Origin of the sequence: Ramlibacter sp. (assembly GCF_028291745.1) — a bacterium.
GTDB lineage: Bacteria > Pseudomonadota > Gammaproteobacteria > Burkholderiales > Burkholderiaceae_C > Ramlibacter.
Window position 1 is genome coordinate 24,144 of record NZ_JAQGNQ010000143.1, and the last position, 26,874, is coordinate 51,017.

The following is a 26,874-nucleotide window of genomic DNA, read 5'->3' on the forward strand; positions in this document are numbered from 1 at the left end:
CGCAAACGCTGGGGTGCGCTGCGCGCAGCCCAGCCTACGAAAAGCCGGAAGGCACACGCACCGGCATCGCCAACAACACCTGCGCCATCCCCTTGCCCAGGGCATCGTTGCGCAGCGACGCGAGCCCGCCGCCATCGAGCGCCTGCATGCACACGAAGTTCAAGGCATGGATGCCGGGCAGGTCGTAGCGCGTCACATCTCCAAGCACCAGGTGGCCGAGCCAGGACTTCACCGCGGCTGGCGTCAGTTGCGCGCGCAACCAGGGCAGCCACTCGGGGCTGCGGGCGATCACGCCGATGTTGGACTGGTCGCCCTTGTCGCCGCTGCGCGCCCAGGCCAGTCGCACGAGCGGCACCTCGATCCAGTCCGGCTGCGGTGGCACCGCGTCCACCGCCGCGATCGACTGTTGCGGCGGCACCGCGGCCTGGCCGGTGCGCACCGCCACTGCGCGCACTTCGGTCCCGAGGTGCACCTGCGGCTGCACATGCCCCTTGTCGATCAGGAAGGAAATGCCGCGCACCACCGGCGCCACGGCGGGCCGGCCGCTCGCTCCCGTCGTGCCCGGCGACCAGCTGGTGCCGGCCGGCGCGATCTCGCGCGCGAACAGCTCCAGCGCCTCCTTCTGGGGGTGCGTCACGCTCACCTGCAGCACGACCTCGCGCACCTCCTGGCCGCGCGCATGCGGGCCGTAGTTGGCGATCTCCGAGCCCAGCACCTCGATGTGCGTGCGCGTGTACGGCAGCCAGCGGCGGCGCGCCAGCAGCTCGCGGGTGCGCGCCAGGATCCCCTCGCCCGTGCGCTGCGCCTTGCGCGCCGCGTCGAGCCCGACGACGGTGAGCTGCCCGGTGCAGCGATGGCCATCGAACCAGGTGGCCGACACCTTGTACGCCGGCCCGGGCGGGATGCCGCGCGCGCCGCTGACCTGCACGCGGTGCTCCCCGAGTTGTACGAGGCGCACCTGCGTGAAGTCGCAGGTCACGTCGGGCAGCAGGTAGCGGCGCGGATCGCCGATCTCGTAGAGCAGCTGCTCGGCGACCACCGCGGTGTTCACCAGTCCGCCCGTGCCGCGCGGCTTGGTCACAACGAAGCCGCCGTCCGACTGGCACTCCAGCACCGGATAGCCGATGTGCGCCCAATCGGGCACATCCTGCCAGTCGGTATGCAGGCCGCCGGTGGCCTGGCAGCCGCATTCGATCAGGTGCCCGGCCAGGCTGCCCTGGGCCAGGCGGTCCCAGTCGTCCTCGCGCCAGTCGAAGGCATGGAGCAGCGCGCCCAGCGTGACGGCGCTGTCGACGCAGCGGCCGGTGATCACCACCTGCGCGCCGGCGTCCAGGGCAGCGCGGATCGGCAGGGCGCCCAGATAAGCGTTCGCGCTGAGCAGCCGATCGGGCAGAGGCGCACCGCCATCCAGGTCGCCCACGCCCTGGGCGCGCATCTGCGGCAGGGCGGCAGTGACGTCGTCGCCGGTCACCACCGCGATCTTCAGCGTGACGCCCTGTTCGGTCGCCAGCGCGCGCAGCGCCTGGGCGCAAGCCTGCGGGTTCACGCCGCCCGCGTTGCTGATCACGCGGATGCCGCCGCCCACCACGTCGGCAAGGATCGCTTTCATGGTCACCTGCACGAAGTCGGTGGCGTAGCCCAGCGTCGGATCGCGCGAGCGCGCCGTGGCCAGCAACGCCAGGGTCAGTTCGGCGAGGTAGTCGAACACCAGGTAATCGAGCTGGCCGTGCGCCACCAGCTGCGGGGCGCCCACGCAGCTGTCGCCCCAGAAGCCCGAGGCGCCGCCGATGCGAATCGTCTTGTCCATGCCGCGTCCCCTCGTTGCGCCTCGTTATAGCGCGGGCTGAGCGCGGCCCTTTCTCCTACACGGCCGCCGAAGGCTCTGCCATTACGATGGACGCCCCAGGACATGACCGACGCCACGCCCCGTATCGAAAAGGCGCCAGTGCCGCAAGGACGCTCCGTCCGCCTGCTTGGCGAATGGACGGCCGGCCAGTTCGCCCGTCCCGGGGTGTTCCGCGAGCTGCTGCGCGGCCTGCCCCGGCCGACGGCGCAGCAGGGCTGGGACCTGCGCGAGGCCGCGCTGCTGGACCACGTCGGCGCGCAGATGCTGTGGGACCACTGGGGCCAGCGCTGGCCCGAGCAGGTGGAACTGCTGCCGCCGCAACGCGCCGTCCTGGAGCGGGTGGCGCAGTTCACCGCGCGACCGCCGCCCCATCCGCGGCCCGGCCTCTACGCGCTTTACCTCGGCTTTGGCGGCGAGCTGCTGCGGGCCCTGGGCCACATCCGTGCCTTCGTGCGGTTGATCGGCCAGCTCACGCTCGACCTGCGCGAGCTGCTGCGCGCACCGCACCAGGCGCCCTGGCGCGATTTCTCCGGCAACCTCTATCGCATCGGCGCCACCGCATTGCCGATCACGGCTCTGGTGGGCGGGCTGATCGGCGTCGTGCTGGCCTATCTCACGGCGCAACAGCTCAAGCAGTTTGGCGCCGACGCGTACATCGTCGACATCCTGGGGATCGCCCTGGTGCGCGAGCTCGGGCCCATGCTGGCCGCCATCCTGATCGCCGGCCGTTCGGGCTCCGCGATCACGGCGCAGATCGGCGTGATGCGGGTCACCGACGAACTCGACGCGATGCGGGTGATGGGCATCTCGCACACCTACCGCCTGGTGATGCCGCGTGCCATGGCGCTGGCCATCGCCATGCCCCTGATCAGCGGCTGGACCACGCTGGCCGGCTTGCTGGGCGGCATGGTGGCGGCCGACCTGTCGCTGGGCATCAGCCCGCTCTTTTTCGCCAAGGGCCTGCCCGCCGCCGTGAGCCTGCCCAACCTGATCCTCGGCACCTCCAAGTCGGTGGTCTTCGGCATCCTCATCGCGCTGATCGGCTGCCATTTCGGCCTGCGGGTGCGGCCCAACACCCAGAGCCTGGGCGAGGGCACGACGGCCTCGGTGGTGACGGCGATCACGGTGGTGATCCTGGTGGACGCGCTGTTCGCCGTGCTCTTCAGCAGCGTGGGGCTCTGATGCCGGAACCCGCCATCGTCCGCGCCGACTCCGAAGTGCCGCTGGTGGAGATCCGCAAACTGCGCTCGGAGTTCGAACTGCCGGACCAGCAGCGGATGGTGGTGCACAAGGACCTGGACCTCACGGTGAAGCGCGGGGAGGTGCTGTCGATCGTCGGCGGCTCGGGCTCGGGCAAGACGGTGCTGCTGCGGCAGATGCTCGGGCTGGAGCACCCGGCCGCCGGCGAAGTGCGCATCATGGGTCAGCCGCTGCAGACCATGTCGCGGCGCGGCGCGTCGAGCCGCATCGGCATGCTGTTCCAGCAAGGGGCGCTGTTCTCGGCCTTCACGGTGCTGGAAAACATCGCCTTCCCGCTGCTCGAACTCAAGACGCTGCCGCTGCCGCTGATCGAGGAAGCGGCGATGGTGAAGCTGCAGATGGTGGGGCTGAAGGCCAGCGACGCGGAGAAGATGCCGTCGGAGCTTTCCGGCGGCATGATCAAGCGCGCGGCGCTGGCGCGCGCGCTGGTGATGGACCCGCCGCTGCTGTTGCTCGACGAGCCCACCGCGGGGCTGGACCCCGACAGCTCGGACGGCTTCGTGCACCTGCTGCGCTCGCTGCACCGCGACCTGGCGCTGACGGTGATCATGGTGACGCACGACCTGGATACGCTGTTCGAGCTGTCCACGCGCATCGCCGTGCTGGCCGAGCAGCGCGTGATCGTCACCGACACGCCGCGCGAGGTGATCGCCTTCCGGCATCCCTTCATCGAGGAGTTCTTTTTGGGCGAGCGCGGGCAGCGGGCCATGGAGCTGCTGCGCGAGTACCCCTTCGCCATCTGAGAGCCATGAAAGAGTAGAACGCACCATGGAAAACAAGGCACATGCGATGGCCGCGGGCATCTTCGTGGCGCTGCTGACGGCGCTGGTGCTGGGGCTGGCCGCCTGGCTCACGCGCGACACGGGCAAGCACGACCCGTACGAGATCTCCACCCGGGAGTCCATCACCGGACTGGCGGAGCAGGCGCCGGTGCGCTTTCGCGGCGTCGACGTCGGCAAGGTCAAGCGCGTGGGCTTCGATCCCAAGGTGCAGGGCAACGTGCTGATCCGGCTCGATGTCGACCGCGATGCGCCGCTCACGCGCGGCACCTTCGCCACCCTCAGCTACCAGGGCGTTACCGGCGCGGCGTTCATCCAACTTGACGACGAGGGCAAGCCAGCGCCGCGCCTCGTCCCCAACGACCAGGTGCCGCCGCGCATCCCGCTGCGCCCCGGCCTGCTCGCGCGGCTGGAGGAGCGAGGCGAGGCGATCCTCGACCAGGTGCAGCAGGTGACGACGCGCGTCAACACGCTGCTGGGCGAGCCGAACCAGAAGCGCATCGCCAGCGCGCTTGACAACTTCAGTCGGGCGGCCGACAACACGCAGCAGCTGGCCGCCAACATCAACGCCACGGTCACGCGCAAGCTCGATCCCGCGCTGGACCAGGCGACGGTGACCTTGCGCGGCGCGCAGCGCACGGTGGACCAGGTCGGCGCCGCCGCCACGCAGTTCGGGCAGACGGCGCAGCGGCTCAATGCCTCGGGCGGCCCGATCGATCGCCTCTCGGACGGCACCGATGCGCTGTCGCATGCCGCCGAGACCTTCGGCGCGACGACGCTGCCGCGCATCAACCAGGCGACCGAGCAGACCACGCGCACGATGCGCACGCTCGATCGCGCCGCCACCGACTTGACGGAGAACCCGCAGATGCTGATCTACGGCGAGGGCACGCCGCGGCCCGGCCCCGGCGAACCCGGCTTCCAGGCCCAGGGGGCGCGGCGATGAGGTGGGGCGCTTGCGTGCTCCTGCTGGCCACTGCGCTGGCCGGTTGCAAGGCGCTGCCGGACAAGCCGCAGCACCAGACCATGTACGACTTCGGGCCGACCGCTCCCTATGAAGGCACGGTCTCGGCACAGCGCCCCGCGCTGCTGCTGCCCGATGTGGAGGCGAGCGGCATCCTGGAGACGTCGGCGCTGCTCTATCGCCTGGGCTACCAGGACCCGCACCAGCTGCTGCCCTATGCCTTCGCCCGCTGGAGCGCGCCACCGGGGCAGCTGCTGCGCCAGCGGCTGCGCGACGTGCTGGGGCGCGACCGGCCGGTGCTGGATAACGCCGGCGGCGCAGCGCTGACCCGCCGCGGCGCCACGCCGCCGCCGGTGCTGCGGGTGGAGCTGGAGGAGTTCAGCCAGCTGTTCGACGGGCCCGGCGACAGCAAGGGCGTGCTGCGCCTGCGCTGCACCTTGCTGGAAAACACCGCCGGCGGCGAGCGCCTGGTGGCGCAGCGCAGCTTCGACGTGCAGCGGCCGGCGCCCAGCGCCGATGCGGCCGGGGGCGTGCGCGCGCTCACTGCCGCCACCGAAGCCGCCGCGCAGGAGATCGCTGCCTGGTTGCGGCAGCCCTGAACACCATGATGATGCGACCGCTCGACGAACGCATCCGCGAGGCCGGACTCGAGGTCGTGGGCTGCTGCGATCGCCTGTCGCACTGGCCCGGCCTGATGCAGAACAGCTTCCTGCTGGAGGACTTCACGGCCGAGGAAGCGGACGTGCTGGGCTCGCTGATGCTGCGCGTGCGCGCACAGCCGGGGCAGATGCTGATCGTCGAAGGCGACGCGGAAGAATGGATGATGCTGCTGCTGTGCGGCACCGTGGACGTGGGCAAGCGCATCGGCCGCGAGGCCGAACGCGAGGAGCGCGGCGACAACACGCGCCTGGCCGTCCTGCGGCCGGGAACGGTGCTGGGCGAGATGTCGATGTTCGATGGCGAGCCGCGCTATGCCAGCTGCTGGGCGTTGTCGGAAGTGGAAGCGGCGGTGCTCGACCAAGCCGCGGTGGGCCGCCTGATCAAGGCGCGCCCGGACATCGGGGCCAAACTGCTGATCAAGCTGACTCAGTTGCTGGCGCAACGATTGCGCAACATCAGCGTGCAGCTGGTGAAGGTGCTGCATCGCGAAACGGGCTGAACGGCCCGGCGAAGGAGGACGACATGTTCCAGGCCCTGGTGCTCGACAAAGACCCCGAATTCCGTGCCGCCGTGCGCGCGGTGGACGACAGCTTCCTGCCCGAGGGTGACATCACCGTCGCCGTGGAATATTCGACCCTGAACTACAAGGACGGCCTCGCGATCACCAACCGCTCGCCGGTGGTGCGCAGCTGGCCGATGGTGGCGGGCATCGACGGCGCCGGCACCGTGCTTGCAAGCGCGTCGCCGCAATGGCGGCCGGGCGATGCGTTCGTGCTCAATGGCTTCGGCGTGGGCGAGACGCACAAGGGTTGCCTCGCGGGGCGCGCGCGCCTGAAGTCGCAGTGGCTGGTGCGCCGGCCGGCCGGCTTCAGCGCGCGGCAGGCCATGGCGATCGGCACCGCCGGCTACACGGCCATGCTGTGCGTGCTGGCGCTCGAAGGACATGGGCTGCGGCCCGGGAGCGGCGAAGTGCTGGTGACGGGCGCCACCGGCGGAGTCGGCTCGGTCGCGATCGCCTTGTTGGCGAAGCTGGGACACCAGGTGGTCGCCGCGACCGGCAAGGCTGCGGAGGCGGATTACCTGAAGGCGCTGGGCGCCAGCGCGATCGTCGAGCGGGCGGAACTCGCGGTCCCCGGCAAGGCGCTGCAGAAGGAGCGCTGGGCTGCCGTGGTGGACGCGGTGGGCAGCCACACGCTGGCCAACGCGCTGGCGCAGACGCGTTATGGCGGCGCCGTCGCGGCCTGTGGCCTGGCCCAGGGGCTGGACCTGCCGGGAAGCGTTGCGCCCTTCATCCTGCGCGGCGTGGCCTTGCTGGGCATCGACAGCGTGATGGCACCGATGGCGCGGCGCGAAGAGGCGTGGTCGCGGCTGGAGCGCGATCTGGATCCCGCGTTGTTGGAGCGGATGACGACGGAGATCGGATTGGACGAAGCGGTCGCCGCCGCGCAGAAGCTGATGGCGGGGGAGGTGCGGGGGCGGATCGTGGTGCGGACGTCCTGAGTCGCCGCACGGCCATGTGATTGCGGGCTGCGCCCGCGATCCACAACGGCGTGGCCGCGCGCTCCCCTATAGTGGCCGGGCGCATGCATTCCGCCCAGCCTTCACCGCGCGCTCGCCGCAACCGCCTCTTGCGCCACGCCAGCGTGGCGCAGCGGCGCGCGCTGCGCCTGCCCGGCGATGTCCGCGCGCTGCTCTGGTCCGGCACCTCGGGGCTGGTGTTCGTGGTGCTCAACGCGATCATGCGGCAGCTCGCGGTGACGCTCGGCACCTCGCAGACGCAGTTCCTGCGCTACCTGATGGGGCTGCTGGTGATGCTGCCGCTGGTGCTGCGCGCCGGCCCGCGCAGCTTCTGGCCGCACAACGTGGTGGGGCAGTTCACGCGCGGCGGCATTCACACCGTGGCCCTGGTGCTTTGGTTCATGGCGCTGTCGCACATCACCATTGCCGAGACCACGGCCATCAGCTTCACGACGCCGATCTTCATCATGCTGGGTGCGCTGCTGGTCTTCCGCGAGCCGATGCGCTGGCCGCTCTGGCTGGCCGCGGGCATCGGCTTCGGCGGCGTGCTGATCGTGGTGGCGCCCAAGCTCGGTGGCGCGGGCGGCAGCTACAGCCTGCTGATGCTGGCCTCCTCGCCGGTGTTCGCGGCCTCCTATCTCATGACGAAGGCGCTCACCCGCTACGAGCGCGCCGAGGTGATCGTCGTCTGGCAGGCGATCAGCGTGACGGCCCTCAGCCTGCCGCTCGCACTGTGGCATTGGCACGCGCCCACGCCCGGTCAGTGGGCGACCTGCCTGGTGTGCGGCATGCTGGGAAGCACGGGGCACTACTGCCTGACCCGCTCCTATGCGGCCGCTAACATCTCGGCGACGCAGTCGGTCAAATTCCTCGACCTGGTCTGGGCCACCCTGATCGGCTGGCTGGCCTTCGGCGACCAACCAAGCCGCTCGACCCTCATCGGCGGCCTGGTGATCTGCGGCTCGACCCTGTGGATCGCGCGGCGGGAGGCGCGGGGGGCGCGTCAGGGCGGTTGAATTCGGACATCCGGACATCCGGACGCAGAAGACGCAAAAGCTACGCAGAAAGCGCAAAAGGAAAGCCATTTCAAATGGTTCTCCTCGGGACCAGGTGCCGCGCGAATCAACACGCAGGGCACGCAAGGACCGCAGAGAAGTGCTTTCGAGGTCTTCTGCGCATTCTGCGCAACTTCTGCGTCTTCTGCGTCCGGATGCTGGTCTTTCGCCGTCCGACCCCCTCAAACCATCACGTTCGCGATCCCCGCTGCCACATGCCCCGACGGCACATGCAACGCTGCGTGCGTCACATGCCGCGTCTGGTCGTCGAAGAAGAAATCGGGTTCGAATTCGCGCAGGAATTCGCCCTTGGGCAGGCCGCCCAGGAACATCGCTTCGTCGACGTCGATCTTCCAGTCCATCAGCGTGCGGATCGCGCGTTCGTGCGCCGGCGCGCTGCGCGCCGTGACCAGCGCCGTGCGCACGCGCATCTGCGGATTGCTCGCCTGCTGCAGCCGGTGCAGCGCCGTCAGCAGCGGCTTGAAGGGGCCGTCCGGCAGCGGCTGCGTGGCCTTGCTCGATTCGTGTTCCTGGAAGGCCTCCAGCCCGCGGGCCTGAAACACCTGCTCCGCCTCGTCGGAGAACAGCACCGCGTCGCCGTCGAAGGCGATGCGCACTTCCTTCGGATGCGTGGCGCTGGCCAGCACCGACTCGGTCAGCACGCGCGCCGCCGGAAAGCCCGCGGCCAGCGCGCCGCGCACGTCGTCGGCATTGGCCGAGAGGAACAGCGTCGCCTTCAGCGGCCGCAGGTAGCCGAAAGGCGAGCGGCCCTGTGTGAACACGCCGCGCTGCAGGGCTATGTCGTTGGCCTGCGCGGAGCGGAACACGCGCATGCCCGAGACCGGGTCGTTGCGCGAGAGCACGACCACCTCCACCCGCTGCATGCCCGCATCGTTGAAGGCCAGCAGCTTCTTCACCAGCGAGAAGGCGATGCCCGGCTTGGCGGGGCGGTCGAGGCGTTCGAACTGCAGCCGCATGTAGCCGGTGGCATCGCCGCCTTCGAAGACACGGTTCTCCTCCTCGAAGTCGAACAGGGCGCGCGAGGAGATCGCCACCACCAGCTTGTCGTCGAGGGTTGGCGCGGCCACTATCGCACCCACTGGTTCAGCTGGATGATGGGCAGCAGCACCGCCAGCACGATCAGCATCACGATCAGCCCCATACCGACGATCAGCAGCGGCTCCAGCAGCGTGGCCAGCTGCATGGCACGGCGCTGCACTTCCGCCGACAGCTGCGTCGCTGCGCGCTGCAGCATCAGGTGCAACTGGCCGGTCTGTTCGCCCAGGCGCGCGAACATCGACAGCAGTCCTGGAAAGCGCTTCTTCTGCGCCAGCGCGGAAGCCAGCGGTGCGCCTTCGCGCACCAGCACCAGCGCGTCGAGCGCATCGGCGCGCATGGCGCGATTGCCCAGCGTCTCGGCCGCGGCCTGCAGCGCTTTCAGGATAGGCACGCCGGCGCCGGCCAGCATCGCCAGCGTGCCGGCAAAGCGCGCCGCGTTGTAGCCGCGCGAGAGCCGGCCCACCAGCGGCAGGTTCAGCCAGCCGGCATCGAAGCGCTCGCGGAAAGCGGGGTTGCGCAGCGCCAGCCGCAGCAGGCCAAAGCCCGCGGCCAGCGCGGCCAGCACCGCAAGTCCCCAGCTGCGCACGAAGGCGCTGATCGCCAGCATCACCACGGTCAGCACCGGCAGCGCGTGCTTGGTGCCGACGAACACGCTGGCCACCTGCGGCACCACGTACGTCATCAGCAGCAGCACGATCACGACGGCCGCCAGCGTGACGATCGCCGGATAGAGCGTCGCGGCCAGCAGCTTGGCGTTGAGCGCCTGCCGCTCCTCGAGGTCGTCCGCCAGCCGTTCCAGCACGGCGCCCAGGTGGCCGCTCTGCTCGCCCGCGCCGACCACGGCGACGTAGATATCGGGGAACTCGCGCGGAAAGCGCGCCAGCGCCTTGCCGAACGAGGAGCCGGCATTGACCTCGGCGCGCAAGGCGGCCAGCAGGTGGTGCAACTGCTGGTTCTCGGCCTCGTCGGCCAGCGCCGTGAGGGCGCGCTCCAGCGTGAGGCCGGAGCCGACCAGGCCGGCCAGCTGGCGCGTCCAGATCGCCAGGCCGGTGGCGCTGAAGACGGCGCGCTGGAACAGCACGATAGGCGCGGAACTGCCGGGCGTCTCGCCGGAGCCCACGGGGCGGACCTCGAGCGGCACCAGTGCGCGACCGCGCAGCAGGCCGCGCGCGGCCCGCGCGGTGTCGGCCTCGATCACGCCCTTCTGGGTGGCGCCCTCCGGGTCCAGTGCCTCGAATGCATATGCAGGCATGGCAGGATCATACGGGCGCGGGCCGCCGGGCTCGGGTGTCCGTGCGGCGGCGGCCTACATGGCTGCGCGCCGCGCTGCGTCAGCATGCGGTCTGCCCCGCATCATGGAGACCACGATGAGCGAGCCCTCGCAAGCCGGCGTCCGCCCGGACCGCATTGATCTCGACGACCCGCAGGCCGCGGCGGCCTGGGCCAGGCGCCTGGATGTCACGCCGGAGCAATTGCGCGAAGCCGTTGCCGCGGTGGGCGACCAGGCGGCGGACGTCGAGATGCACCTGAAGGGCGCCCGCAGCACCACCAACTCGGACCGCGTGCGCGAATTGGGCGGCTGACCCGTGCGGATGAAGAGCGTCCTCGCCGCCTTCGGCGTCGCGCAGGGGGTGCTGGCGCTGCTGTTCGCCCTCGCCAGGCAGGAGGACGACAAGCTCAAGTAGCGGACCGGCACGCTAGCATTCGCTTATGAGCGTCCACCTGCCCACCGCTTTGCCCGGGTGCGTGCTGCGCGCTTGGCGCGAGTCCGATCGCGCGGACCTGGTGCGCAATGCCAACGACCGGCGGGTGTGGCGCAACATGACGCACACCTTCCCGCACCCCTACACCGACGCCGACGCGCAGCTGTGGCTGGCGATTGCGGCCGATCCCGGCGCCAGCATCCAGCTCGCCATCGAGGTCGGCGGCCGGACCGCGGGCGGCATAGGCGCAATCGCGGGCGAGGGCATCTTCAGCGCCACGGCGCAGTTCGGTTACTGGCTGGGCGTGCCGTACTGGGGCCGCGGCGTCGGCAGCGCCGCAGCCGCGGCGTTGGCCGAACGCATCGCCGTGGAGCAACTCTTCGCACGGCTGGAGGCGCAGGTGTTCCAGTGGAACCCGGCCTCCATGCGCGTGCTGGAAAAGGCCGGCTTCACCCGCGAGGCCGCCCTGCGCAGCGCCGCCACGAAGGACGGCCAGTTGATCGACACCGTGCTGTACGCGCGCGTGCTGCGCAGACCCGGCGGCCCGCCCGCGTCATCAGGGTAAATTCCCCGACGCGGCGCCCGGCAGTCGACAAGAATTCGGGATCAAGAATTCCTGAGGAGGAGATATCGTGCGTCCCATCAAGATGCTGCTGGCCCTGCTGCTCGGGGTCAGCCTGGTCGCCTGCGGCAGCGGTCCGCAGCCGCAGGTCACCGGCGCACCCGAGGCGCGGGCGCCGCTCAAGGAGGTTGTGCAGCTGAAGCTGGTCGTGCTTTCCGGGGGCTTCAACTGGCCGCTCTGGGTCGGCATGTCGCAGGGCTTCTTCGCCCGCAATGGGGTCGGGGTGAAACTGGAGGCAGCGCCCACTTCCAGTTTTCGGCTGGTCGGCGTGGTGAACGGGACCTTCGACATCGCCATGGGTCCGGCCGACGAGACCATCGCCCAGCGGGAAGGACAGGGCACCCAGGGCGTGAACGCCAGCGACCTGGTGATCGTCATGGGCGGCGACGGCGGCTTCCTCCACCTGGCCTCCGTGCCCGAGGTCCACGGCATCGCCGACCTGCGCGGCAAGGAGCTCTCGGTCGACACGATCAGCACCGGCACCTCCTTCGTGCTGCGTGAGATGCTGGAGCGCAGCGGCCTGGAGTGGAATCGCGACTACACCACCGTGCCCGCCGGTGCGGTGCAGGAGCGCTATCAGCAGCTGCTGGCGCGCAAGCACGCGGGCACCATGCTGATGTCGCCGCTGGACGTGATCGGGCGCGAGCAGGGCCTGAACATCCTGGCCGACGTGCCCGGCACCCTGGGCCCCTACCAGGGCATGGTGGCCTCGGTGCGCCGCCAGTGGGCCCAGCAGAACGAGGCGGCGCTGATCGGCTTCATCCGCGGCTACCGGCAGTCGCTCGAGTGGCTGTACAACCCGGCGAACCGCGACGCGGCCCTGGCCGTGTTCCGGCGCAACCTCGAGTCCGATGCCGCCACCGCCCAGACGGCGTACCGCCTGCTGGTGGATCCGGTCAATGGCTTCGAGCCGCATGCGCGCGTCAACGAGGATGGCCTGCGCACGGTGCTGCGGCTGCGCGAGAAATACGGCCGCCCGGCCAAGAAATTGCAACCGCTGTCGGCCTACTACGAGCCCCGGTACTACGAGGCCGCGTCGCGCTGAGAGACAGGCGCGCAGCTCAAGGCTCCCAGCCCCCGCCCATGGCCTGGCTGAGGGCGACGAGCGTCGTCAGTTCGTCGGTCATGGCCTGGATCAGTGCCAGCTCCGCCGTCAGCACGCCGCGCTGCGCATCGAGCTGCTCCAGGTACGACGAATACCCCGCGCGGTAGCGCCGCTGCGCGTGGAACAGCGCATCGGCCAGCGCTGCGCGCTCAGCCTGCAGGTGCGTGCGCTGCTCGCGTGTGTGCACGACGGCGGAGAGGTTGTCCTCGACCTCGCGGAAAGCGGTGAGTACCGCGCGCTGATACGCATAGGCGGCCTGCTCGCGCCGGGCGCCAGCCGTATTCACCTGCGCCTCGATCCGGCCGCCGTCGAACAGCGGCGCCAGCACGCTCGCCCCGAGCGACCAGATCGTGATCGGTTCCAGCGGCGTCACTAGCAGCCGACCGAGACTGGCGGTGAGCTGCAGCGAGGGCAGGAACTGCGCGCGGGTGGAAGCCAGCGTCGCATCGGCGGCGACCAGCGTGCTTTCGGCCTGGAAGAGGTCGGGGCGGCGGCGCAGCAGGTCCGACGGCAATCCGGCGGGAATCGGCGGCGGCGTCAAGCCCGCGAGCGGCCGGCCGCGCGCGATGTCGCGCGGCGCGGTGCCGGTGAGCAGGGCCAGCGCGTGCTCCTGCCGCTCGATGGCCAGGCGGGTTGGCGGCACCTGCTGCGCGGCGGATTCGTATTCGGCCTCGGCCTGCCGCAGTTCCAGGTCCGAGGTGTAGCCCACGGCCGCGCGCTCGCTCGCGACGCGCATCGCATCGCGCCGCTGGCGCACCGTTTCCTCCAGCAGCGCCAGGCGCGCGTCGAGCGAGCGTAGCGTGATGTAGCCGGTGGCAGTGGCCGCCGCGACCGACAGCGCCGCGGCGGCGCGAGCCGCCTCGCCCGCCTGCGTGCCCGCGTGCGCCGCGCTGACCTGTTCCGCGATGCGCCCGAACAGGTCCACCTCGTAAGCAGCCTCGAAGACGCGCTGCCGGGTGGTCGAGGTGGTCGGCACACCGAAGGGGTTGTAGGTGCGGCCCCGGCTGTTGCTGTTGCTGAAATCGAGCGTGGGAAACAGCTGCGAGCGGGCGAGGTCTTCCTGCGCCCGCGCCTCGCGCACGCGGGCCGCGGCGGTTGCCACGTCGAGGTTGTTGGCCAGCGCCGCCTCGACCAGCGTGGTCAGCACCGGATCGCCGAAGCCGTTCCACCAGGCCAGGGCCAGCGGCGCCTGCGGGCCGGCCGCGGTGCGCCAGTCGGCGGGCACTTGGGGCTCGTCGCCACGCGCATCGCGCTGCGGCACGTGGCTGCACGCCGCCAGCAGCAGCGGCACGGCGAGCACGGCGAGGCGGTTCATGGGGCGGCGCGACTGGCGGTGTCCACGCTCGCCTCCACCGACATGCCGGGACGCAGCCGGGCCACCAGCGGCTGGTTCGGATCGAGTTCGATGCGCACGCTGATGCGCTGCGGCACCTTGATGAAATTGCCGGTCGCGTTGTCCGGCTTGATCACCGAAAACTCGTTGCCGGCCGCAGGTGCCAGCCGTGCCACGCGGCCGCGCAGCGTGGCGCCGCCAAGCGCGTCGACCTTCACCGTCGCCAGCTGACCCGGCGCCATGCGGGCGGTCTGCGCCTCCTTGAAGTTGGCCACCACCCAGACCGTGGGCGGGACCAGGAAGAGCAGTTGGGTGCCGGCGGTGACGTACTGGCCCACGCGCACGCCGACCTCGCTGACGGTGCCGTCGCCCGGCGCGGTGATCACCGTATTGGCCAGGTCGATCTGCGCCAGTTGCTGCGTGGCGCGCGCGCTCTCCACCGCCGCTGCCAGGCCGCCTCGGCCGACGGTCACGCTGCGCGCCTGCTCCTGGGCGACGGTGTGCTGCGCCTGCGCCTGGCGCAGCGCCGCCTCGGCCTGGCGCAGCGTCGCCACCGCCTGGTCGCGTTCGCGCAGCGACACCGAACGGTCCACGGCCAGTTCCTCGATGCGCGCGAGATCGGTGCGGGCGCGGGTCACCTGCGCGGCGGCATTGGCCACCGCCGCCGCCTGGCCTTCGACCGAGGCGGCGCTCGAGCGCTGGCTCTGCGCAAAATTCGCGAGGTTGGCGCCCTGGGTGGAGACGCCGGCCTTGGCCTGCTCCACCCGCTGCGCGTACACGCGGTCGTCGATGCGCACGAGCACTTCGCCCTGCCTGACCGCCTGGTAGTCCTGCACCAGCACCTCGCGGACGTAGCCGCTCACCTGCGGCGCGATGATGGTCGTCTGGCCGCGCACGAAGGCGTTGTCGGTGGTCTGCAAGGCGCGCGTGAAGGGCGGCAGCCGCCACGCATACAGCACGACCAGCGCACCGATCACCGCCAGCACCAGGATCACCACCGTCACCCCCCAGCCACGCTTGGGGGGCGCCCAGCCGCGGGAACGCGCAGCCGGCGTCTGGGGGGTCTCCACGGGATCGTCGAGGCGTTCGTTCGCTTCGAGGTGGGCCGCAGCCGCGGCCTCGTCGGCGCGCGCGCGCTCCAGTTCACGCTCGGCTTTCATGTCCGCATCCGGTCGATCTCTCTCACCCATTGGCTCTGGCCTGCCTCAGTTTCTGGAGCGCTGCGATGTCCTCCGCCAGCGGATTGATGCCCTTGCGCCGGAAGTACAACCAGCGGGCCGCGATCAGCACGAAGGCCACCGCGGCCAGGAGCGCGATCAAGAGGAACACGTCGTTGTAGGCCAGCACGTTGGCCTCACGCGTGACCTGCTGCCCGAGCAGCGCCGCGCCCTCGGCCTGGCGCAGCGCCGGATCGCCGAGCACCCGCGCATAGGCGCCGGAGAGTTGCGCCATGCGGTTCACGTCCAGTGGATCGGTGAGCTGGATGCCTTGCACCAGCTCGTTGGAATAAAGGCGCTCCCGGGCAATCTGGATCGATCCCAGCAACGCCGTTCCGGCCAGTCCGGCTACGGTTTGCGAGATGCCGAAGACGGCGGTGTAGCTGACCATGTGGCTGGGGCCGCGCGAGAGGGCGCGGAACATCGCGATCATCATCAGCGGCCCGACGAACAGGAGGGTGGCGAAGGCGATCAGTGCCTGGCTGAAATAGAGATTGGCCGGCCGCGTGAGATTGGTCGCGTCCGAGTCCATCCAGGCAGCGATGCCGATCAGCGCCGTGGAGACCAGCAGCGGTCGCAGCACGTCGTTGGGATTGAGCGTGACCACGCCTACGACCAGGCCGCAAATCGAGGCGAGCGTGACCACCGCATAGAACTTGACAAGCTGGTCCGGCCCCATGCCCAGCACCGTCAGCAGGCCCACCGAGCCGAAGCCCTGTTCGGACAGCAGGACCCGCATGGTCGCGGCCAGCAGCGTGAACAGCACGATGTTGCGGCTGGCCATCCAGCGGATGTTGAGCAGTGGATTGGCGCGGTTGTGCTCGATGGCGTTGACGGCGGCAATCAGCACGATGGCCCCCGCGAGCGCCCAGCCGATCCACGGCGTGGTCCACCAGACGGTGCGCCCCTGCGACAACACGCCGCAGAGCAGGGCCAGGCCGGGTGCCAGCAGGCCGAAGCTGACGAAGTCCAGCGGCTCGAAGGCGTCGAAGGTCTCGGACGGCGGCAGCGGCAGCACCGCCGTGCCCGCGAGGCACAGCAGGCTCAGACCGAGTTCGAAGGCGAACAGGTGATGGATGTCGCCTTGCGCCAGCAGCAGCGGCGAGATCGCGCGGGCGAACGGCAGCGCGACCTGTGACATGCCCACGCCCAGCACCATGCCGGCCAGCCGCGTGGCCGGTGTCATCGACTGCATGAAATAGAACAGGGCAAAGCTGGTGAGGCCGCTGCCCACGATGCCGCTGATGCCGCGCAACAGCAGTTCGAGCGGATAGCTGTCGAGAAACAGCTGCGCGCAGCTCACGATGGCGAACGCGGGCAGGAAGATGCGCGCGAACAGGGCCACCCCGAACTGCTGCCGGAACTTGACCAGCATCATGCTCGTGCAGACGTTCGTCATCGAGTACGCGGCCGCGAGCCAGCCTACCTCGACCGAGCTGAGGCCGAAGGCGCCCTGGATCTGTTGCGTGTTGCCCAGCAGCAGCCCGTTGGCGAAACCGCCCGCGATCCCCAGCAGCACGCCGACCAGGAAGTAGCCGATGCGCCGCGGCAGCGGGTGATCCGGAGTCGCCGGCGAGCCCGGCATGAAGGGCCGCTCGTGCGGCTTGAACTGGTAAGGAGCGCGCTCCCCTGGGGGAAGCCGCCCGGGCGAGGGACTGCGGGCCACGGGTTGCAGTATCACGGAAGCTGAGCGCGTCGTGTGCCCGACCGCGGGTAGTAAGCATGTATATAATCAGCGCACTGATGAAGTCCGCGCTGTCCGCCCGCTTCGGCTTCCTCGTCAACGAGGTGAGCCGGCTCTATTCCCAGCAGTTCGACCGGCTGGCCCGCGAACAGCTGGGGCTGTCGCAGGCGCAGTGTCGGCTGCTGGCCACATTGGCGTGGCACGACGGGGAAGACGCAATGTCGCAGGCCGAGCTCGCGCACAAGAGCGGGCTGACGCCGATGGCTGTCGCGACCATGTGCGACCGCCTCGGCGCGGCCGGCTGGATCGAGCGCCGCCCGCACCCCGAGGACCGCCGCGTGAATCGCCTGCATATCAAGCCCGCTGCCCGCAAGGCACTCGACCGCGCACTGGGCATCGGCGACGAGTTGACCGCCGGCACGCTGGCGGGCCTGTCCGCGTCCGAACGCACGCAACTGCTCGCCCTGCTCGGCAAGGTTCGCCAGCGACTGCTGACCATCAACGAAACCGAAGGAGCCGCCAAGTGAGCACGGCCCCGCAGGAGGTGAAGCACCGCGGCATGATCACCGTTTCGATCATGCTGGCGACCATCATGCAGGCGCTGGACACGACGATCGCCAACGTCGCCCTGCCGCACATGCAGGGCAGCCTGCAGGCTTCGCAGGACCAGATCACCTGGGTGCTGACCTCCTACATCGTGGCGTCCGCGATCGCGCTGCCGCTGACCGGCTGGCTGTGTGCCCGCTACGGCCGGCGCATGGTGTTCCTGGTGTCGGTGATCGGCTTCACGATCGCGTCGGCGCTGTGCGGACTGTCGACCTCATTGGGCGCGATCGTCGCCGCGCGCCTGCTGCAGGGGATCTTCGGCGCTGCCCTGGTCCCGCTGTCGCAGGCCGTGCTGCTGGACATCAACCCGCCGCACAAGGTGGGACAGGCGATGGCTATCTGGGGCGCCGGCATCATGGTCGGCCCGATCCTCGGCCCCATGATGGGCGGCTGGCTGACCGAGAACTTCGACTGGCGCTGGGTCTTCTTCATCAACCTGCCGGTGGGCCTGTTCGCCCTGTACGGCATCTGGCGCTACCTGCCGGAGAACCGGCCGAAAAGCAGTCCGCTGGACCTGTTCGGCTTCTTCGCCTTGAGTCTCGCGATCGGCCTGCTGCAGATGTTCCTGGACCGCGGCGAGCTGCTGGACTGGTTCGACTCGTGGGAGATCCGGCTCGAGGCGGCCGGCGCGCTGGTCGCCTTCGCCTTCCTGGCGGTGCATACGTGGACGGTGCAAGGCACGTCGTTCGTCAATCGCGACCTGCTGAAGGACCGCAACTTCGTCACCGCCTGCGTCTTCGGCTTCATCGTCGGCATCGTGCTGTATGGAACGATGGCGCTGCTGCCCACCTTCCTGCAAAGCCTGATGAACTATCCGGTGGTCTACACCGGGATGGTCACGGCGCCGCGCGGCATCGGCACCATGATCGCGATGATCGCGGTCGGCCGGCTGGTGCAGCGGGTCGACCTTCGGCTGATCATGACCGCGGGCTTCGGCTTGACGGCGATCGCGCTGTGGCAGATGACGCACATCACGCTGCAGATGGACAGCAGCGTCATCGTCACGTCCGGCTTCATCCAGGGCCTGGGGATCGGCTTCACCTTCGTGCCGCTGTCGGCTGCCGCGTTCGCGACGCTCGCGCCGCGCCTGCGCAATGAGGGCACGCCGATCTTCAGCCTGCTGCGCAACATCGGCGGCAGCGTCGGCATCTCGGTCGTGCAGGCGTTGCTGACGCGCGGCACGGCGCAGGCGCACGCGCAGCTCGCGACCTTCATCAGCCCGGGCAACCTGGGGCTGGCCGACCTGCCCCCGTCCATGAGCCTCGACAGCGGAGCCGGGCTGGCCTTGCTGAACGCGGAGGTCACGCGCCAGGCCGCATTGATTGCCTATGTCAACGACTTCTGGATCATGATGGCGGTGACGGCGCTGGCGATTCCGTTGCTGCTGTTGGTCAGGCCGCCGAAGCGCACGCAAGCCGCCGCGGGTGGGGACGTGCCGCACTGAGCGGCGGCGGGGCGCCGGGGACACCTGGAATGTGCTCGCAGGAAAATTCCAGGGGTTCCTGCTGCGGGATTGGACGAAAGGCCGCAATCGTGGGCGCAGTGAGCGCGGCCCGGCGACCAATCGGGCCGGAAGCGATGCCGCCCCCATGAGGTGCCAAGGATGAGCCTCCGTCCTACAGGCCGAGCGTTGACGCACCGGTGGCGGATTCGCCAGAATTCCCCATGGACTCCCTCGTGCAGAAACTGGATTCGCAATTGGCCGCCTTGCCGGTGACGGTGGCGCTCGAACTCCCGGGCGGCCGGCGCGTGGGGCCACCCCAGGCTGCCGTCAAGCTGGCGTTCCAGGACTGGTCCAGCCTGGCCACCCTGGCTGCCGGCCAGATCGGCAAGCTGGCCGAGGACTACGTGGAGCAGCGGGTGCGGCTGGAAGGGCGAATGCGCGACATCATGGCCGCCGCGGCCGGCCTGCTGCCCGGCAACCCGGCGGCCAGCGACACCAGCTGGTGGACGCAGATGCTGCGCCGGGCGCGCTCGCTCGCCTCGCACACGCAGCAGAAGGACGCCGAGCAGATCCGCTTCCACTACGACGTGTCCGACGATTTCTATGCGCTGTGGCTCGATCCGCGGCGGGTCTACTCCTGCGCCTACTACAGCGACGCGGAGATGACGATCGCGCAGGCGCAGGAGGCCAAGCTGGATCACATCTGCCGCAAGCTGATGCTGCGCCCGGGCGAGCGCTTCCTCGACATAGGCGCCGGCTGGGGCGGGCTGCTGCTGTGGGCCGCGGAGAACTACGGCGTCAAGGGCACCGGCATCACCCTGTCGCGCAACCAGCATGCCTACGTCAACGGACTGATCGAGCAGAAGGGCTTGCAGGACCGCGTGCAGATGCTGCTGCTCGACTACCGCGACCTGCCCGAGGGCCAGCCCTTCGACAAGATCGCCTCGGTGGGTATGTTCGAGCACGTGGGGCAGGTGAACATGCCCGCGTACTTCGGCAAGATCTTCCGGCTGCTCGCGCCCGGCGGGCTGGTGATGAATCACGGCATCACCGCCGGCAGCCTCGAGCCCGGTCAACTCGGCGCGGGCATGGGCGATTTCATCGGCAAGTACATCTTCCCGGGCGGCGAGCTGCTGCATCCCAGCCTGGTGTTGCGCGACATGGCCGTCGGCGGCCTCGAGATGGTCGACACCGAGAACCTGCGGCCGCACTACGCGCGCACGCTCTGGGCCTGGTCCGATGCCCTGGAGGACCGCCTGGACGAAGCGCGGGTCGTGCTGGAGAAGACGCACGGGCCGCAGGGCGCGGGTACCGTGCTGCGGGCGTATCGCCTCTATCTGTCCGGGTGCGCGATGACGTTCGAGCGCGGCTGGATCGCGCTGCACCAGATCCTCGCGACGCGCCCCGACGGCAGCATGAACACGGGCGCGCTGCGCGGCGCGCAGTCGCTCTACCCGTTCACCCGCGATTACATCTATCGCTGAAACTCGGGACCATGCTCTATAAATTCAAATCGAAGGCAGCCGGCGACCTGATCATGCTCGAGCCCAACGGCCGCCGCGTGCTGGAGATCATCGGCAAGGATGCGGGTGCTAAGGGCATCATCCTGCCCGAGGAAATGCCGGCCGCCACCCGCGCCCTCGAAGCCGCGATCCAGCGCGAAGAGGCCGACCAGCAGGCGGCGAACGAAACCGCCAAGGCCAAGGGCCAGGTCGCTGCGCGGCTGGAGGGTGGCGTGTCGCTGCGCCAGCGCGCCGTGCCCTTCCTGGACATGCTGCGCAGGTGCAGCCAGGCGGGCAAGGAGATCGTCTGGGGGGTCTAGGCGAACGACTCAGCCACCGGGCAAGTGCCCGGAAGCCTTGCGCAGCTGCTGCGCGTCGGCGTAGTGGCGCTGCAGGATGATGACCGTCGTCTGCGCGAAGTTCTTCAGGTCGCCGTCCTCGTGGCGGCCCTTGATCTCCTGGTTGAACAGGTCGACCGCCTTCTGGTGGTCGCGCACCATGCCATCGAGGAAGCGCTGGTCGAACGCATCACCCGACAGGCGCTGCAGCTCACGCAACTCAGCCGGCTGGTCGCTTGCGGGCTGGCCGGGCAGCGGCAGGCGTCTGACCGCAGCGATCTGTTGCAGTCGCGCGTTGGCCGCCCGGTGGTCCGACACCAGCTGCCGGGCGTAATCGCGCACGCGCGGATCGCGCGCCCGCTGCATGGCGAGCTGGCCGAGGGCGATTTCGGAGAGCCCCGATTGCGCGGCGGCTTCGATGAACTTGCGGTCGGTGCGGCCGATGTTCGAAGCATCGCGCGCCGGCCCATGCTCACCGGCGCGGGCCCAGGGCACCCCCGAGCGCTGCGGGTTGATCGCCGCCGGCGCCGCGGTCTGGGCGAGACAGGCGCCGCACGTGAACAGGGCGGCGAGCAAGGAGACAGTGCGGATCATTCCGGCGAAGTTACGCCGCTGCGAGGGCAGCGGTGTGGGCGCCGGCTGCCTCGGCCTGTCAGCCGATATCCCAGCGTCAGTCGACCTTCGCGCCGGACGCTTTCACCACGGGCGCCCACTTCTTCAGTTCCCGATCGATCAGTTGCGCGAACTGCGCCGGCGTGTTGCCGCTCGGAATCGCGCCCTGGGCCTCCAGGCGCTCCTTCATCGTCGGCGTCGCCAGCGCTTTCGCGGTTTCCTGCTGGATGCGGTTGACGATGTCCATGGGCGTGCCGGCGGGGGCCAGCAGGCCGAACCAGGAGCTGGCCTCGAAGCCCTTCAGGCTGGGGCCGCCGGCCTGTTCCACCGTCGGCACGTCGGGCAGCGCCTGCGAGCGCGTCGAACTGGTCACCGCCAGCGCCTTGAGCTTGCCGGCCTTGATGTGCGGCATGGCCGAGGGCAGGTTGTCGAACATCACGTCCATGTCGCCCGACATCAGGCTGAACAGCGCCGGGTTCGAGCCCTGGAAGGGGAAGTGCGTCATGTGGACGCCGGTCATGGTCTTGAACAGCTCGCCAGCCAGGTGGATCGACGTGCCGTTGCCGCTGGAAGCCATGTTCACCTTGCCGGGATTGGCCTTGGCGTAGCGGATGAAGTCCTGCACGTTGTTGATGTGGCGCGCAGCGGCCTTCTCGGTGTTGACCACCATCACGTTGGGCACGCCGGCCACCAGCGTGATCGGCTGGAAGTCCTTCTGGGGGTCGAAGGGCATCTTCGAGTAGAGCCACTTGTTGATCGACTGCGTGCCGACAGTTCCCATCAGCAGCGTGTAGCCGTCGGGTGCTGCCTTGGCCACCGCGTCGGCGCCGATGTTGCCGCCAGCGCCCGGCTTGTTGTCGATCACGAAGGTCTGGCCGAAAGACTTCGTCAATTCCTGCGCCACGGCGCGGGCCAGGATGTCGGTGGTGCCGCCGGCCGAGAAGGGCACGATGACGCGCACCGGCTTCGTCGGCCATGCTGCCTGGGCATGGCCGGCAAGGGGCAGCAGGGCGGCCGCGGCGCAGCTAGTTGCCAACGCAACGAACCGGCGGCGGGAGGAAAACGCGATACGACTCAAACTGGTCTCCTTCAATGCAACCAGGAATGATGCCACGCGCTTCCCCCGCCCCCGGCGGCCGCAAGCCTACTCGACGTACACCCCGGCCGCCTTGATCAGCGGCGTCCACTTGTTGATCTCGGACTGCACGAACTTCTTGTGCTCGGCCGGTTCGACGCGCTTGTCGTTCACCACCACGGCGCCCAGGCTCTCCTCGCGGTTGACGAAATCGGGGTCCTTCAGGGCGACCTTCAGCGCGTCGTTCAGCTTCTTCAGGATGGGCGCCGGCGTGCCCTTGGGCGCGTACAGGCCGTGGAAGATGGTGACGGCGAAGCCCTTGACGCCCAGTTCCTGCATCGTCGGGATGTCCTTGAGCGCGGGCACGGTCAGGCGCCCGGGCGTGGTGACGGCGAAGGCCTTGACCTTCTTCGCCTCGATGGTGGTGCTCGTGTTGGTGGTCTGGTCGCACATCAGGTCGATCTGGCCACTCATCAGGTCGATCATCGCCGGCCCGGTGCCCTTGTACGCCACCGCCGTCATGTCGATGCCCACGGCGTGCTGGAACAGCATGCCGCACAGGTGCGAGGCCGAGCCGACGCCCGCGTTGCCCAGGTTGATCTTGCCCTTGTTCTGCTGCATCCAGGCCACCAGCTCCTTGTAGTTGTTGGCGGGCAGCGAGGGCTTGCCGATGATCGTCATGGGCACGTCGTTGATCATGCCCAGGTACTCGAAGTCGTTCATCACGTTGAACGGCAGGTTGCGCAGCAGGCTGGGCATGGTCGCCATGCTGATGTGATGCAGCAGCAGCGTGTAGCCGTCCGGCGGCGCCTTGGCCACCTTGTTGGCGCCAATGGCCCCGCCGGCACCGGCCGCGTTTTCGACGATCACCGTCTGGCCCAGGGGCTTGCGCAGGGCCTCCGCGAAGTCGCGCGCCACCTTGTCCGTGGGTCCGCCGGCCGCGAACGGCACGACGATGGTGATGGTGCGCGTGGGATAGGCCTGCGCAGCGGCGTTGAAGGCCGTGGCGGCCAGGGCCAGCGGCAGCAGCGAGCGGATCATTTTGTGCATCGGTGAGTCCTTGGAAAAAACGCGGGCAATGATAAGACCCCGCGGATTGTGCGGGCGGCGCACTGCCGGGGTGAGGCATCCGAGGGTGAATCCCGAGCGCGTGGACGGCCGCAGTGCGGCGTCCGTCACGGTCAGTTTATTTCGCCGGCTGCCTGGCCGCGAGAGCGCGCGCGTGCTGCAGCAGGTCGGGCAGGGCGGCTGCGGGCAGCGAGGCACCGGCGCCGGGGCCGCCTTTCTGCCACAGGAACAGGGTGCGGCCGTTGTGTGCGCCGGCATGGGCGCCGTCGCCGATCGCCACGAGGGCGCGCGCGGGTCCGCCCTGCGGCATCGCGACCGCGGCGACGCTCACCTCGTACCACGAGTCGGGATGTTCCTCGCCGCGCCGCTCGCGCATCGAGTAGCGCACTTGCAGCAGCGCGAAGGGCGGCTGGGCCGCGCGGCCGTCGATCGCGCGTGGGAACTGCAGCTCGCCGTCGGCCGCCCAGGTCGTCCAAGGGGCAGGACCGAAGGCGGCGAGATCGTCGGGGGAAAGCGAGCGGCGAAAGTTGCCCTTCACGCGCAGTGCCGCCTGCTGCCAATCCGTATCGCGGCCGGCCTCGATGCGCCGCCCGATCGCGAACACCAGCGCGAAGGCCAGCGCCACCAGCAGCACCGCGGGGGCATGCTGGCCACGCGACCATGCGGTCCACGCAGCGAACAGGGAGCCGAGCACGGCAGGCACCAGCCAAATCATGCAGCGATGCTACTGGAGCGCGGCCGGGCCGCCTGTGCACAATGCGAAGCGACATGAACAGCGACGCGCCCGCCACCACCACCCGACTGAACAAACGCATGGCCGAACTGGGCCTGTGCTCGCGCCGCGAGGCGGACGAATGGATCGCCCGCGGCTGGGTGAAGGTCGACGGCGCAGTGGCGACCATGGGCCTGCAGGTGGGGCCGCAGGCGCGCATCGACATCGATCGCAAGGCGCGCGGCCAGCAGCAGGAGCAGGTGACCATCCTGCTGCACAAGCCGATCGGCTACGTCAGCGGGCAGGCGGAGGACGGCTACGAACCCGCCAAGGTGCTGGTGCAGCCAGGCACGCACTGGAAGGAAGACCGCTCGCCGCGTCGCTTCTCGCCCGGCCAGTTGCGCAGCCTGGTGCCGGCTGGGCGCCTCGACATCGACTCCACCGGCCTGCTGGTCCTGACGCAGGACGGACGGATCGCCCGCCAGCTGATCGCCGAGGACGCGGGGATGGAGAAGGAGTACCTGGTGCGCGTGGCGTTCGGCGCGACGGCGACCGACGTGCAGTCCGCGTTTCCCCCGGCCCAACTCGCTCGCTTGCGCCACGGCCTGAGCCTGGACGGCCAGCCGCTCAAGCCCGCGCAAGTGGATTGGCAGAACCCCGAGCAATTGCGCTTCGTGCTCACCGAAGGCAAGAAGCGCCAGATCCGCCGCATGTGCGAGGCGGTGGGGCTGAAGGCGGTGGGCTTGAAGCGCGTGCGCATCGGGCGCATCACGCTGGGGCACCTGCCACTGGGACAGTGGCGGTATCTCGGACCGAACGAGAGGTTCTGAGAAGGATGTCCCTGTCACCCATGTCCTCGCACGGGTGTTACCCAGGTCCCCGGTCCATCCACCTCCCCCGCAAGGGGAGGGAGCAAGTCCGGAACAAAAAAAAGCCCGCGGTGCGAGCCGCGGGCTTTTTCGTTCGAGCGTCCCGAGAGGACGCTCAGGCGGACATTACATGTCCATGCCGCCCATGCCACCCATGCCGCCGCCCATGCCGCCACCCATGGAGGGAGCGTCTTCCTTCGGCGCTTCGGCGACCATGGCTTCCGTGGTCAGCATCAGGGACGCGACCGACGCGGCGTTCTGCAGCGCGGTGCGGGTCACCTTGGTCGGGTCCAGGATGCCCATCTCGATCATGTCGCCATACGTGTCGTTGGCGGCATTGAAGCCGTAGTTGCCCTTGCCGTTCAGAACGGCATTGACCACCACGCTCGGCTCGCCACCGGCGTTCGCCACGATTTCGCGCAGGGGCGATTCCACGGCCTTGAGCACCAGCTTGATGCCGGCTTCCTGGTCCGGGTTGTCACCCTTGATCGTGCCAGCCGTCTGGCGGGCGCGCAGCAGGGCGACACCGCCGCCGGCCACGATGCCTTCTTCGACGGCAGCGCGGGTGGCGTGCAGCGCGTCTTCCACGCGTGCCTTCTTTTCCTTCATTTCCACTTCGGTGGCGGCACCGACCTTGATCACGGCAACACCGCCGGCCAGCTTGGCCACGCGCTCTTGCAGCTTTTCACGGTCGTAGTCGCTGGTGGCTTCCTCGATCTGCACGCGCACTTGCTTGACGCGGGCTTCGATGTCGGCAGGAGCACCGGCGCCATCGATGAGGGTGGTGTTTTCCTTGCCCACTTCGATGCGCTTGGCCTGGCCCAGGTCGGCCAGCGTCACCTTCTCGAGCGTCAGGCCGACTTCTTCCGAAATCACCTTGCCGCCGGTCAGGACAGCGATGTCTTCCAGCATGGCCTTGCGACGGTCGCCGAAGCCGGGAGCCTTGACGGCCACGACCTTCAGGATGCCGCGAATGGTGTTGACCACCAGGGTCGCCAGCGCTTCGCCTTCGACTTCTTCGGCCACGATCAGCAGCGGACGCGAAGCCTTGGCAACCTGCTCCAGCACGGGCAGCAGGTCACGGATGCCGGACACCTTCTTGTCGTACAGCAGCACGAAGGGGTTGTCGAGCAGCGCGGATTGCTTTTCCGGGTTGTTGATGAAGTAGGGCGACAGGTAGCCGCGGTCGAACTGCATGCCTTCGACGATGTCGAGTTCGTTTTCCAGGCTCTTGCCGTCTTCGACGGTGATCACGCCTTCCTTGCCGACCTTGTCCATCGCCTTGGCGATGATGTCGCCGATGGAGGCGTCGGAGTTGGCCGAGATGGAGCCGACCTGCGCGATTTCCTTGCTGGTCGTCGTCGCCTTGGAGGCCTTCTTCAGCTCTTCGACCAGGGCCGTCACGGCCTTGTCGATGCCGCGCTTCAGGTCCATCGGGTTCATGCCGGCGGCCACGTACTTCATGCCTTCGCGCACGATCGACTGGGCCAGCACCGTCGCGGTGGTGGTGCCGTCACCGGCGATGTCGCTGGTCTTGGAAGCAACTTCCTTGACCATCTGCGCGCCCATGTTCTGCAGCTTGTCCTTGAGTTCGATTTCCTTGGCCACGGACACACCGTCCTTGGTCACGGTAGGGGCGCCGAACGAGCGCTCCAGCACCACATTGCGGCCTTTGGGGCCCAGGGTGACCTTGACCGCATTGGCCAGGATGTTCACGCCTTCGACCATGCGGGCGCGGGCGTCACCGCCGAAAATCACGTCTTTTGCTGCCATTGTTCGTTACCTCAGTGAGATGAATTGGGGGATGGAAGATCCGGAAGGCAGGGCGCTTACGCGACCTTCT

Annotated in this window: 26 protein-coding genes; 15 read left to right on the forward strand and 11 right to left on the reverse strand. The window is 69.2% G+C overall.

What is annotated here, in order from left to right; all coding sequences use genetic code 11:
• Positions 1 to 34: 34 nt before the first annotated feature.
• On the reverse strand, positions 35 to 1,807 hold the full coding sequence (locus tag JWP60_RS25915) for an acyclic terpene utilization AtuA family protein (protein WP_299798242.1): 1,773 nt from the start codon (positions 1,805 to 1,807) through the stop codon (positions 35 to 37).
• A gap of 102 nt (positions 1,808 to 1,909) precedes the next feature.
• On the opposite strand from JWP60_RS25915, the gene JWP60_RS25920 reads away from it, so the two are divergent.
• From JWP60_RS25920 to JWP60_RS25950, 7 genes are all read left to right on the forward strand, one after another.
• Positions 1,910 to 3,028: an ABC transporter permease gene (locus JWP60_RS25920; protein WP_299798245.1), complete on the forward strand. Its 1,119-nt coding sequence runs from the start codon at positions 1,910 to 1,912 to the stop codon at positions 3,026 to 3,028.
• Positions 3,028 to 3,849, forward strand: a complete 822-nt coding sequence (locus JWP60_RS25925) for an ATP-binding cassette domain-containing protein (protein ID WP_299798248.1) — start codon at positions 3,028 to 3,030, stop codon at positions 3,847 to 3,849. The genes JWP60_RS25920 and JWP60_RS25925 overlap by 1 nt, the downstream gene beginning before the upstream one ends.
• 25 nt (positions 3,850 to 3,874) lie before the next feature.
• Positions 3,875 to 4,831, forward strand: a complete 957-nt coding sequence (locus tag JWP60_RS25930) for an MlaD family protein (protein WP_299798251.1) — start codon at positions 3,875 to 3,877, stop codon at positions 4,829 to 4,831.
• Positions 4,828 to 5,448, forward strand: coding sequence for an ABC-type transport auxiliary lipoprotein family protein (locus JWP60_RS25935; protein WP_299798254.1), 621 nt, complete (start codon positions 4,828 to 4,830; stop codon positions 5,446 to 5,448). The genes JWP60_RS25930 and JWP60_RS25935 overlap by 4 nt, the downstream gene beginning before the upstream one ends.
• A 5-nt stretch (positions 5,449 to 5,453) precedes the next feature.
• Entirely contained in the window at positions 5,454 to 6,008 is a 555-nt protein-coding gene (locus tag JWP60_RS25940; RefSeq protein ID WP_299798257.1) for a cyclic nucleotide-binding domain-containing protein, read from the forward strand.
• Positions 6,009 to 6,031: 23 nt separating this feature from the next.
• Positions 6,032 to 7,009, forward strand: coding sequence for an MDR family oxidoreductase (locus JWP60_RS25945; protein ID WP_299798259.1), 978 nt, complete (start codon positions 6,032 to 6,034; stop codon positions 7,007 to 7,009).
• An 83-nt stretch (positions 7,010 to 7,092) separates the two neighbouring features.
• Positions 7,093 to 8,043: a DMT family transporter gene (locus tag JWP60_RS25950; RefSeq protein ID WP_299798262.1), complete on the forward strand. Its 951-nt coding sequence runs from the start codon at positions 7,093 to 7,095 to the stop codon at positions 8,041 to 8,043.
• A gap of 221 nt (positions 8,044 to 8,264) precedes the next feature.
• Here the strand turns inward: JWP60_RS25950 and JWP60_RS25955 are convergent, their stop codons facing one another.
• Together JWP60_RS25955 and gspF are read right to left on the reverse strand one after the other, a co-directional pair.
• Entirely contained in the window at positions 8,265 to 9,170 is a 906-nt protein-coding gene (locus JWP60_RS25955) for a 5'-nucleotidase (protein WP_299798265.1), read from the reverse strand.
• Positions 9,170 to 10,393, reverse strand: coding sequence for a type II secretion system inner membrane protein GspF (gene gspF / locus JWP60_RS25960; RefSeq protein ID WP_299798268.1), 1,224 nt, complete (start codon positions 10,391 to 10,393; stop codon positions 9,170 to 9,172). Before gspF ends, JWP60_RS25955 begins: the two co-directional genes overlap by 1 nt.
• Positions 10,394 to 10,508: 115 nt before the next feature.
• Between gspF and JWP60_RS25965 the strand changes: the two genes are divergently transcribed.
• From JWP60_RS25965 to JWP60_RS25975, 3 genes are all read left to right on the forward strand, one after another.
• The gene (locus JWP60_RS25965; RefSeq protein ID WP_299798271.1) at positions 10,509 to 10,724 is read left to right on the forward strand and encodes a DUF3606 domain-containing protein; all 216 of its coding nucleotides are present in this window, start codon (positions 10,509 to 10,511) and stop codon (positions 10,722 to 10,724) included.
• A gap of 127 nt (positions 10,725 to 10,851) precedes the next feature.
• Complete coding sequence (locus JWP60_RS25970) at positions 10,852 to 11,409, forward strand: GNAT family N-acetyltransferase (RefSeq protein WP_299798274.1); 558 nt, start codon at positions 10,852 to 10,854, stop codon at positions 11,407 to 11,409.
• 67 nt (positions 11,410 to 11,476) lie between these two features.
• On the forward strand, positions 11,477 to 12,511 hold the full coding sequence (locus JWP60_RS25975) for an ABC transporter substrate-binding protein (RefSeq protein ID WP_299798277.1): 1,035 nt from the start codon (positions 11,477 to 11,479) through the stop codon (positions 12,509 to 12,511).
• A 16-nt stretch (positions 12,512 to 12,527) separates the two neighbouring features.
• Here the strand turns inward: JWP60_RS25975 and JWP60_RS25980 are convergent, their stop codons facing one another.
• From JWP60_RS25980 to JWP60_RS25990, 3 genes are read right to left on the reverse strand one after another with little or no spacing between them, the layout of a single operon-like run.
• The gene (locus JWP60_RS25980) at positions 12,528 to 13,886 is read right to left on the reverse strand and encodes an efflux transporter outer membrane subunit (RefSeq protein ID WP_299798280.1); all 1,359 of its coding nucleotides are present in this window, start codon (positions 13,884 to 13,886) and stop codon (positions 12,528 to 12,530) included.
• The gene (locus JWP60_RS25985) at positions 13,883 to 15,064 is read right to left on the reverse strand and encodes an HlyD family secretion protein (protein ID WP_299798283.1); all 1,182 of its coding nucleotides are present in this window, start codon (positions 15,062 to 15,064) and stop codon (positions 13,883 to 13,885) included. Before JWP60_RS25985 ends, JWP60_RS25980 begins: the two co-directional genes overlap by 4 nt.
• A gap of 22 nt (positions 15,065 to 15,086) precedes the next feature.
• Entirely contained in the window at positions 15,087 to 16,787 is a 1,701-nt protein-coding gene (locus JWP60_RS25990; protein WP_299798286.1) for an MFS transporter, read from the reverse strand.
• Between the two features lie 77 nt (positions 16,788 to 16,864).
• Here JWP60_RS25990 and JWP60_RS25995 point away from each other — a divergent pair, with 77 nt between their 5' ends.
• The 4 genes from JWP60_RS25995 (at position 16,865) to JWP60_RS26010 (ending at position 20,677) form a co-directional block, all read left to right on the forward strand.
• A complete protein-coding gene (locus JWP60_RS25995) occupies positions 16,865 to 17,332 on the forward strand; it encodes a MarR family transcriptional regulator (protein ID WP_299798289.1) in 468 nt (155 codons plus the stop codon).
• Between the two features lie 32 nt (positions 17,333 to 17,364).
• Positions 17,365 to 18,855, forward strand: coding sequence for a DHA2 family efflux MFS transporter permease subunit (locus tag JWP60_RS26000; protein ID WP_299798312.1), 1,491 nt, complete (start codon positions 17,365 to 17,367; stop codon positions 18,853 to 18,855).
• Positions 18,856 to 19,076: 221 nt separating this feature from the next.
• Positions 19,077 to 20,339 carry a class I SAM-dependent methyltransferase gene (locus JWP60_RS26005; RefSeq protein ID WP_299798292.1) on the forward strand — a complete coding sequence of 421 codons (1,263 nt, stop codon included), beginning with the start codon at positions 19,077 to 19,079 and terminating at the stop codon, positions 20,337 to 20,339.
• Between the two features lie 11 nt (positions 20,340 to 20,350).
• Positions 20,351 to 20,677 (forward strand): DUF1840 domain-containing protein, encoded by a 327-nt coding sequence (locus JWP60_RS26010; RefSeq protein WP_299798295.1) that lies wholly within the window; start codon positions 20,351 to 20,353, stop codon positions 20,675 to 20,677.
• A 9-nt stretch (positions 20,678 to 20,686) separates the two neighbouring features.
• Here the strand turns inward: JWP60_RS26010 and JWP60_RS26015 are convergent, their stop codons facing one another.
• From JWP60_RS26015 to JWP60_RS26030, 4 genes are all read right to left on the reverse strand, one after another.
• Positions 20,687 to 21,289, reverse strand: a complete 603-nt coding sequence (locus JWP60_RS26015) for a DUF4142 domain-containing protein (RefSeq protein ID WP_299798298.1) — start codon at positions 21,287 to 21,289, stop codon at positions 20,687 to 20,689.
• Positions 21,290 to 21,365: 76 nt separating this feature from the next.
• Entirely contained in the window at positions 21,366 to 22,343 is a 978-nt protein-coding gene (locus JWP60_RS26020; protein WP_299798315.1) for a tripartite tricarboxylate transporter substrate binding protein, read from the reverse strand.
• A gap of 108 nt (positions 22,344 to 22,451) precedes the next feature.
• Entirely contained in the window at positions 22,452 to 23,432 is a 981-nt protein-coding gene (locus JWP60_RS26025) for a tripartite tricarboxylate transporter substrate-binding protein (RefSeq protein ID WP_299798301.1), read from the reverse strand.
• A gap of 136 nt (positions 23,433 to 23,568) precedes the next feature.
• Complete coding sequence (locus JWP60_RS26030) at positions 23,569 to 24,165, reverse strand: hypothetical protein (protein ID WP_299798304.1); 597 nt, start codon at positions 24,163 to 24,165, stop codon at positions 23,569 to 23,571.
• A 53-nt stretch (positions 24,166 to 24,218) separates the two neighbouring features.
• Between JWP60_RS26030 and JWP60_RS26035 the strand changes: the two genes are divergently transcribed.
• Positions 24,219 to 24,992, forward strand: coding sequence for a pseudouridine synthase (locus JWP60_RS26035; RefSeq protein WP_299798306.1), 774 nt, complete (start codon positions 24,219 to 24,221; stop codon positions 24,990 to 24,992).
• Positions 24,993 to 25,157: 165 nt separating this feature from the next.
• Here the strand turns inward: JWP60_RS26035 and groL are convergent, their stop codons facing one another.
• Positions 25,158 to 26,804: a chaperonin GroEL gene (groL, locus tag JWP60_RS26040; RefSeq protein WP_299798309.1), complete on the reverse strand. Its 1,647-nt coding sequence runs from the start codon at positions 26,802 to 26,804 to the stop codon at positions 25,158 to 25,160.
• Positions 26,805 to 26,874 lie beyond the last annotated feature (70 nt).

Excerpts from the sequence above, each read along its gene's own strand:
- JWP60_RS26000 (WP_299798312.1), top strand. The coding sequence starts at position 17,365 with ATGATCACCGTTTCGATCATGCTGGCGACCATCATGCAGGCGCTGGAC.
- JWP60_RS26025 (WP_299798301.1), bottom strand. The coding sequence starts at position 23,432 with ATGCACAAAATGATCCGCTCGCTGCTGCCGCTGGCCCTGGCCGCCACG.
- JWP60_RS25970 (WP_299798274.1), top strand. The coding sequence starts at position 10,852 with ATGAGCGTCCACCTGCCCACCGCTTTGCCCGGGTGCGTGCTGCGCGCT.
- JWP60_RS25920 (WP_299798245.1), top strand. The coding sequence starts at position 1,910 with ATGACCGACGCCACGCCCCGTATCGAAAAGGCGCCAGTGCCGCAAGGA.
- JWP60_RS25940 (WP_299798257.1), top strand. The coding sequence starts at position 5,454 with ATGATGATGCGACCGCTCGACGAACGCATCCGCGAGGCCGGACTCGAG.
- gspF (WP_299798268.1), bottom strand. The coding sequence starts at position 10,393 with ATGCCTGCATATGCATTCGAGGCACTGGACCCGGAGGGCGCCACCCAG.
- groL (WP_299798309.1), bottom strand. The coding sequence starts at position 26,804 with ATGGCAGCAAAAGACGTGATTTTCGGCGGTGACGCCCGCGCCCGCATG.
- JWP60_RS25995 (WP_299798289.1), top strand. The coding sequence starts at position 16,865 with ATGAAGTCCGCGCTGTCCGCCCGCTTCGGCTTCCTCGTCAACGAGGTG.
- JWP60_RS26005 (WP_299798292.1), top strand. The coding sequence starts at position 19,077 with ATGGACTCCCTCGTGCAGAAACTGGATTCGCAATTGGCCGCCTTGCCG.
- JWP60_RS25945 (WP_299798259.1), top strand. The coding sequence starts at position 6,032 with ATGTTCCAGGCCCTGGTGCTCGACAAAGACCCCGAATTCCGTGCCGCC.
- JWP60_RS26035 (WP_299798306.1), top strand. The coding sequence starts at position 24,219 with ATGAACAGCGACGCGCCCGCCACCACCACCCGACTGAACAAACGCATG.
- JWP60_RS26030 (WP_299798304.1), bottom strand. The coding sequence starts at position 24,165 with ATGATTTGGCTGGTGCCTGCCGTGCTCGGCTCCCTGTTCGCTGCGTGG.
- JWP60_RS25965 (WP_299798271.1), top strand. The coding sequence starts at position 10,509 with ATGAGCGAGCCCTCGCAAGCCGGCGTCCGCCCGGACCGCATTGATCTC.
- JWP60_RS25915 (WP_299798242.1), bottom strand. The coding sequence starts at position 1,807 with ATGGACAAGACGATTCGCATCGGCGGCGCCTCGGGCTTCTGGGGCGAC.
- JWP60_RS25950 (WP_299798262.1), top strand. The coding sequence starts at position 7,093 with ATGCATTCCGCCCAGCCTTCACCGCGCGCTCGCCGCAACCGCCTCTTG.
- JWP60_RS26010 (WP_299798295.1), top strand. The coding sequence starts at position 20,351 with ATGCTCTATAAATTCAAATCGAAGGCAGCCGGCGACCTGATCATGCTC.
- JWP60_RS26015 (WP_299798298.1), bottom strand. The coding sequence starts at position 21,289 with ATGATCCGCACTGTCTCCTTGCTCGCCGCCCTGTTCACGTGCGGCGCC.
- JWP60_RS25980 (WP_299798280.1), bottom strand. The coding sequence starts at position 13,886 with ATGAACCGCCTCGCCGTGCTCGCCGTGCCGCTGCTGCTGGCGGCGTGC.
- JWP60_RS25985 (WP_299798283.1), bottom strand. The coding sequence starts at position 15,064 with ATGAAAGCCGAGCGTGAACTGGAGCGCGCGCGCGCCGACGAGGCCGCG.
- JWP60_RS25925 (WP_299798248.1), top strand. The coding sequence starts at position 3,028 with ATGCCGGAACCCGCCATCGTCCGCGCCGACTCCGAAGTGCCGCTGGTG.
- JWP60_RS25930 (WP_299798251.1), top strand. The coding sequence starts at position 3,875 with ATGGAAAACAAGGCACATGCGATGGCCGCGGGCATCTTCGTGGCGCTG.
- JWP60_RS25935 (WP_299798254.1), top strand. The coding sequence starts at position 4,828 with ATGAGGTGGGGCGCTTGCGTGCTCCTGCTGGCCACTGCGCTGGCCGGT.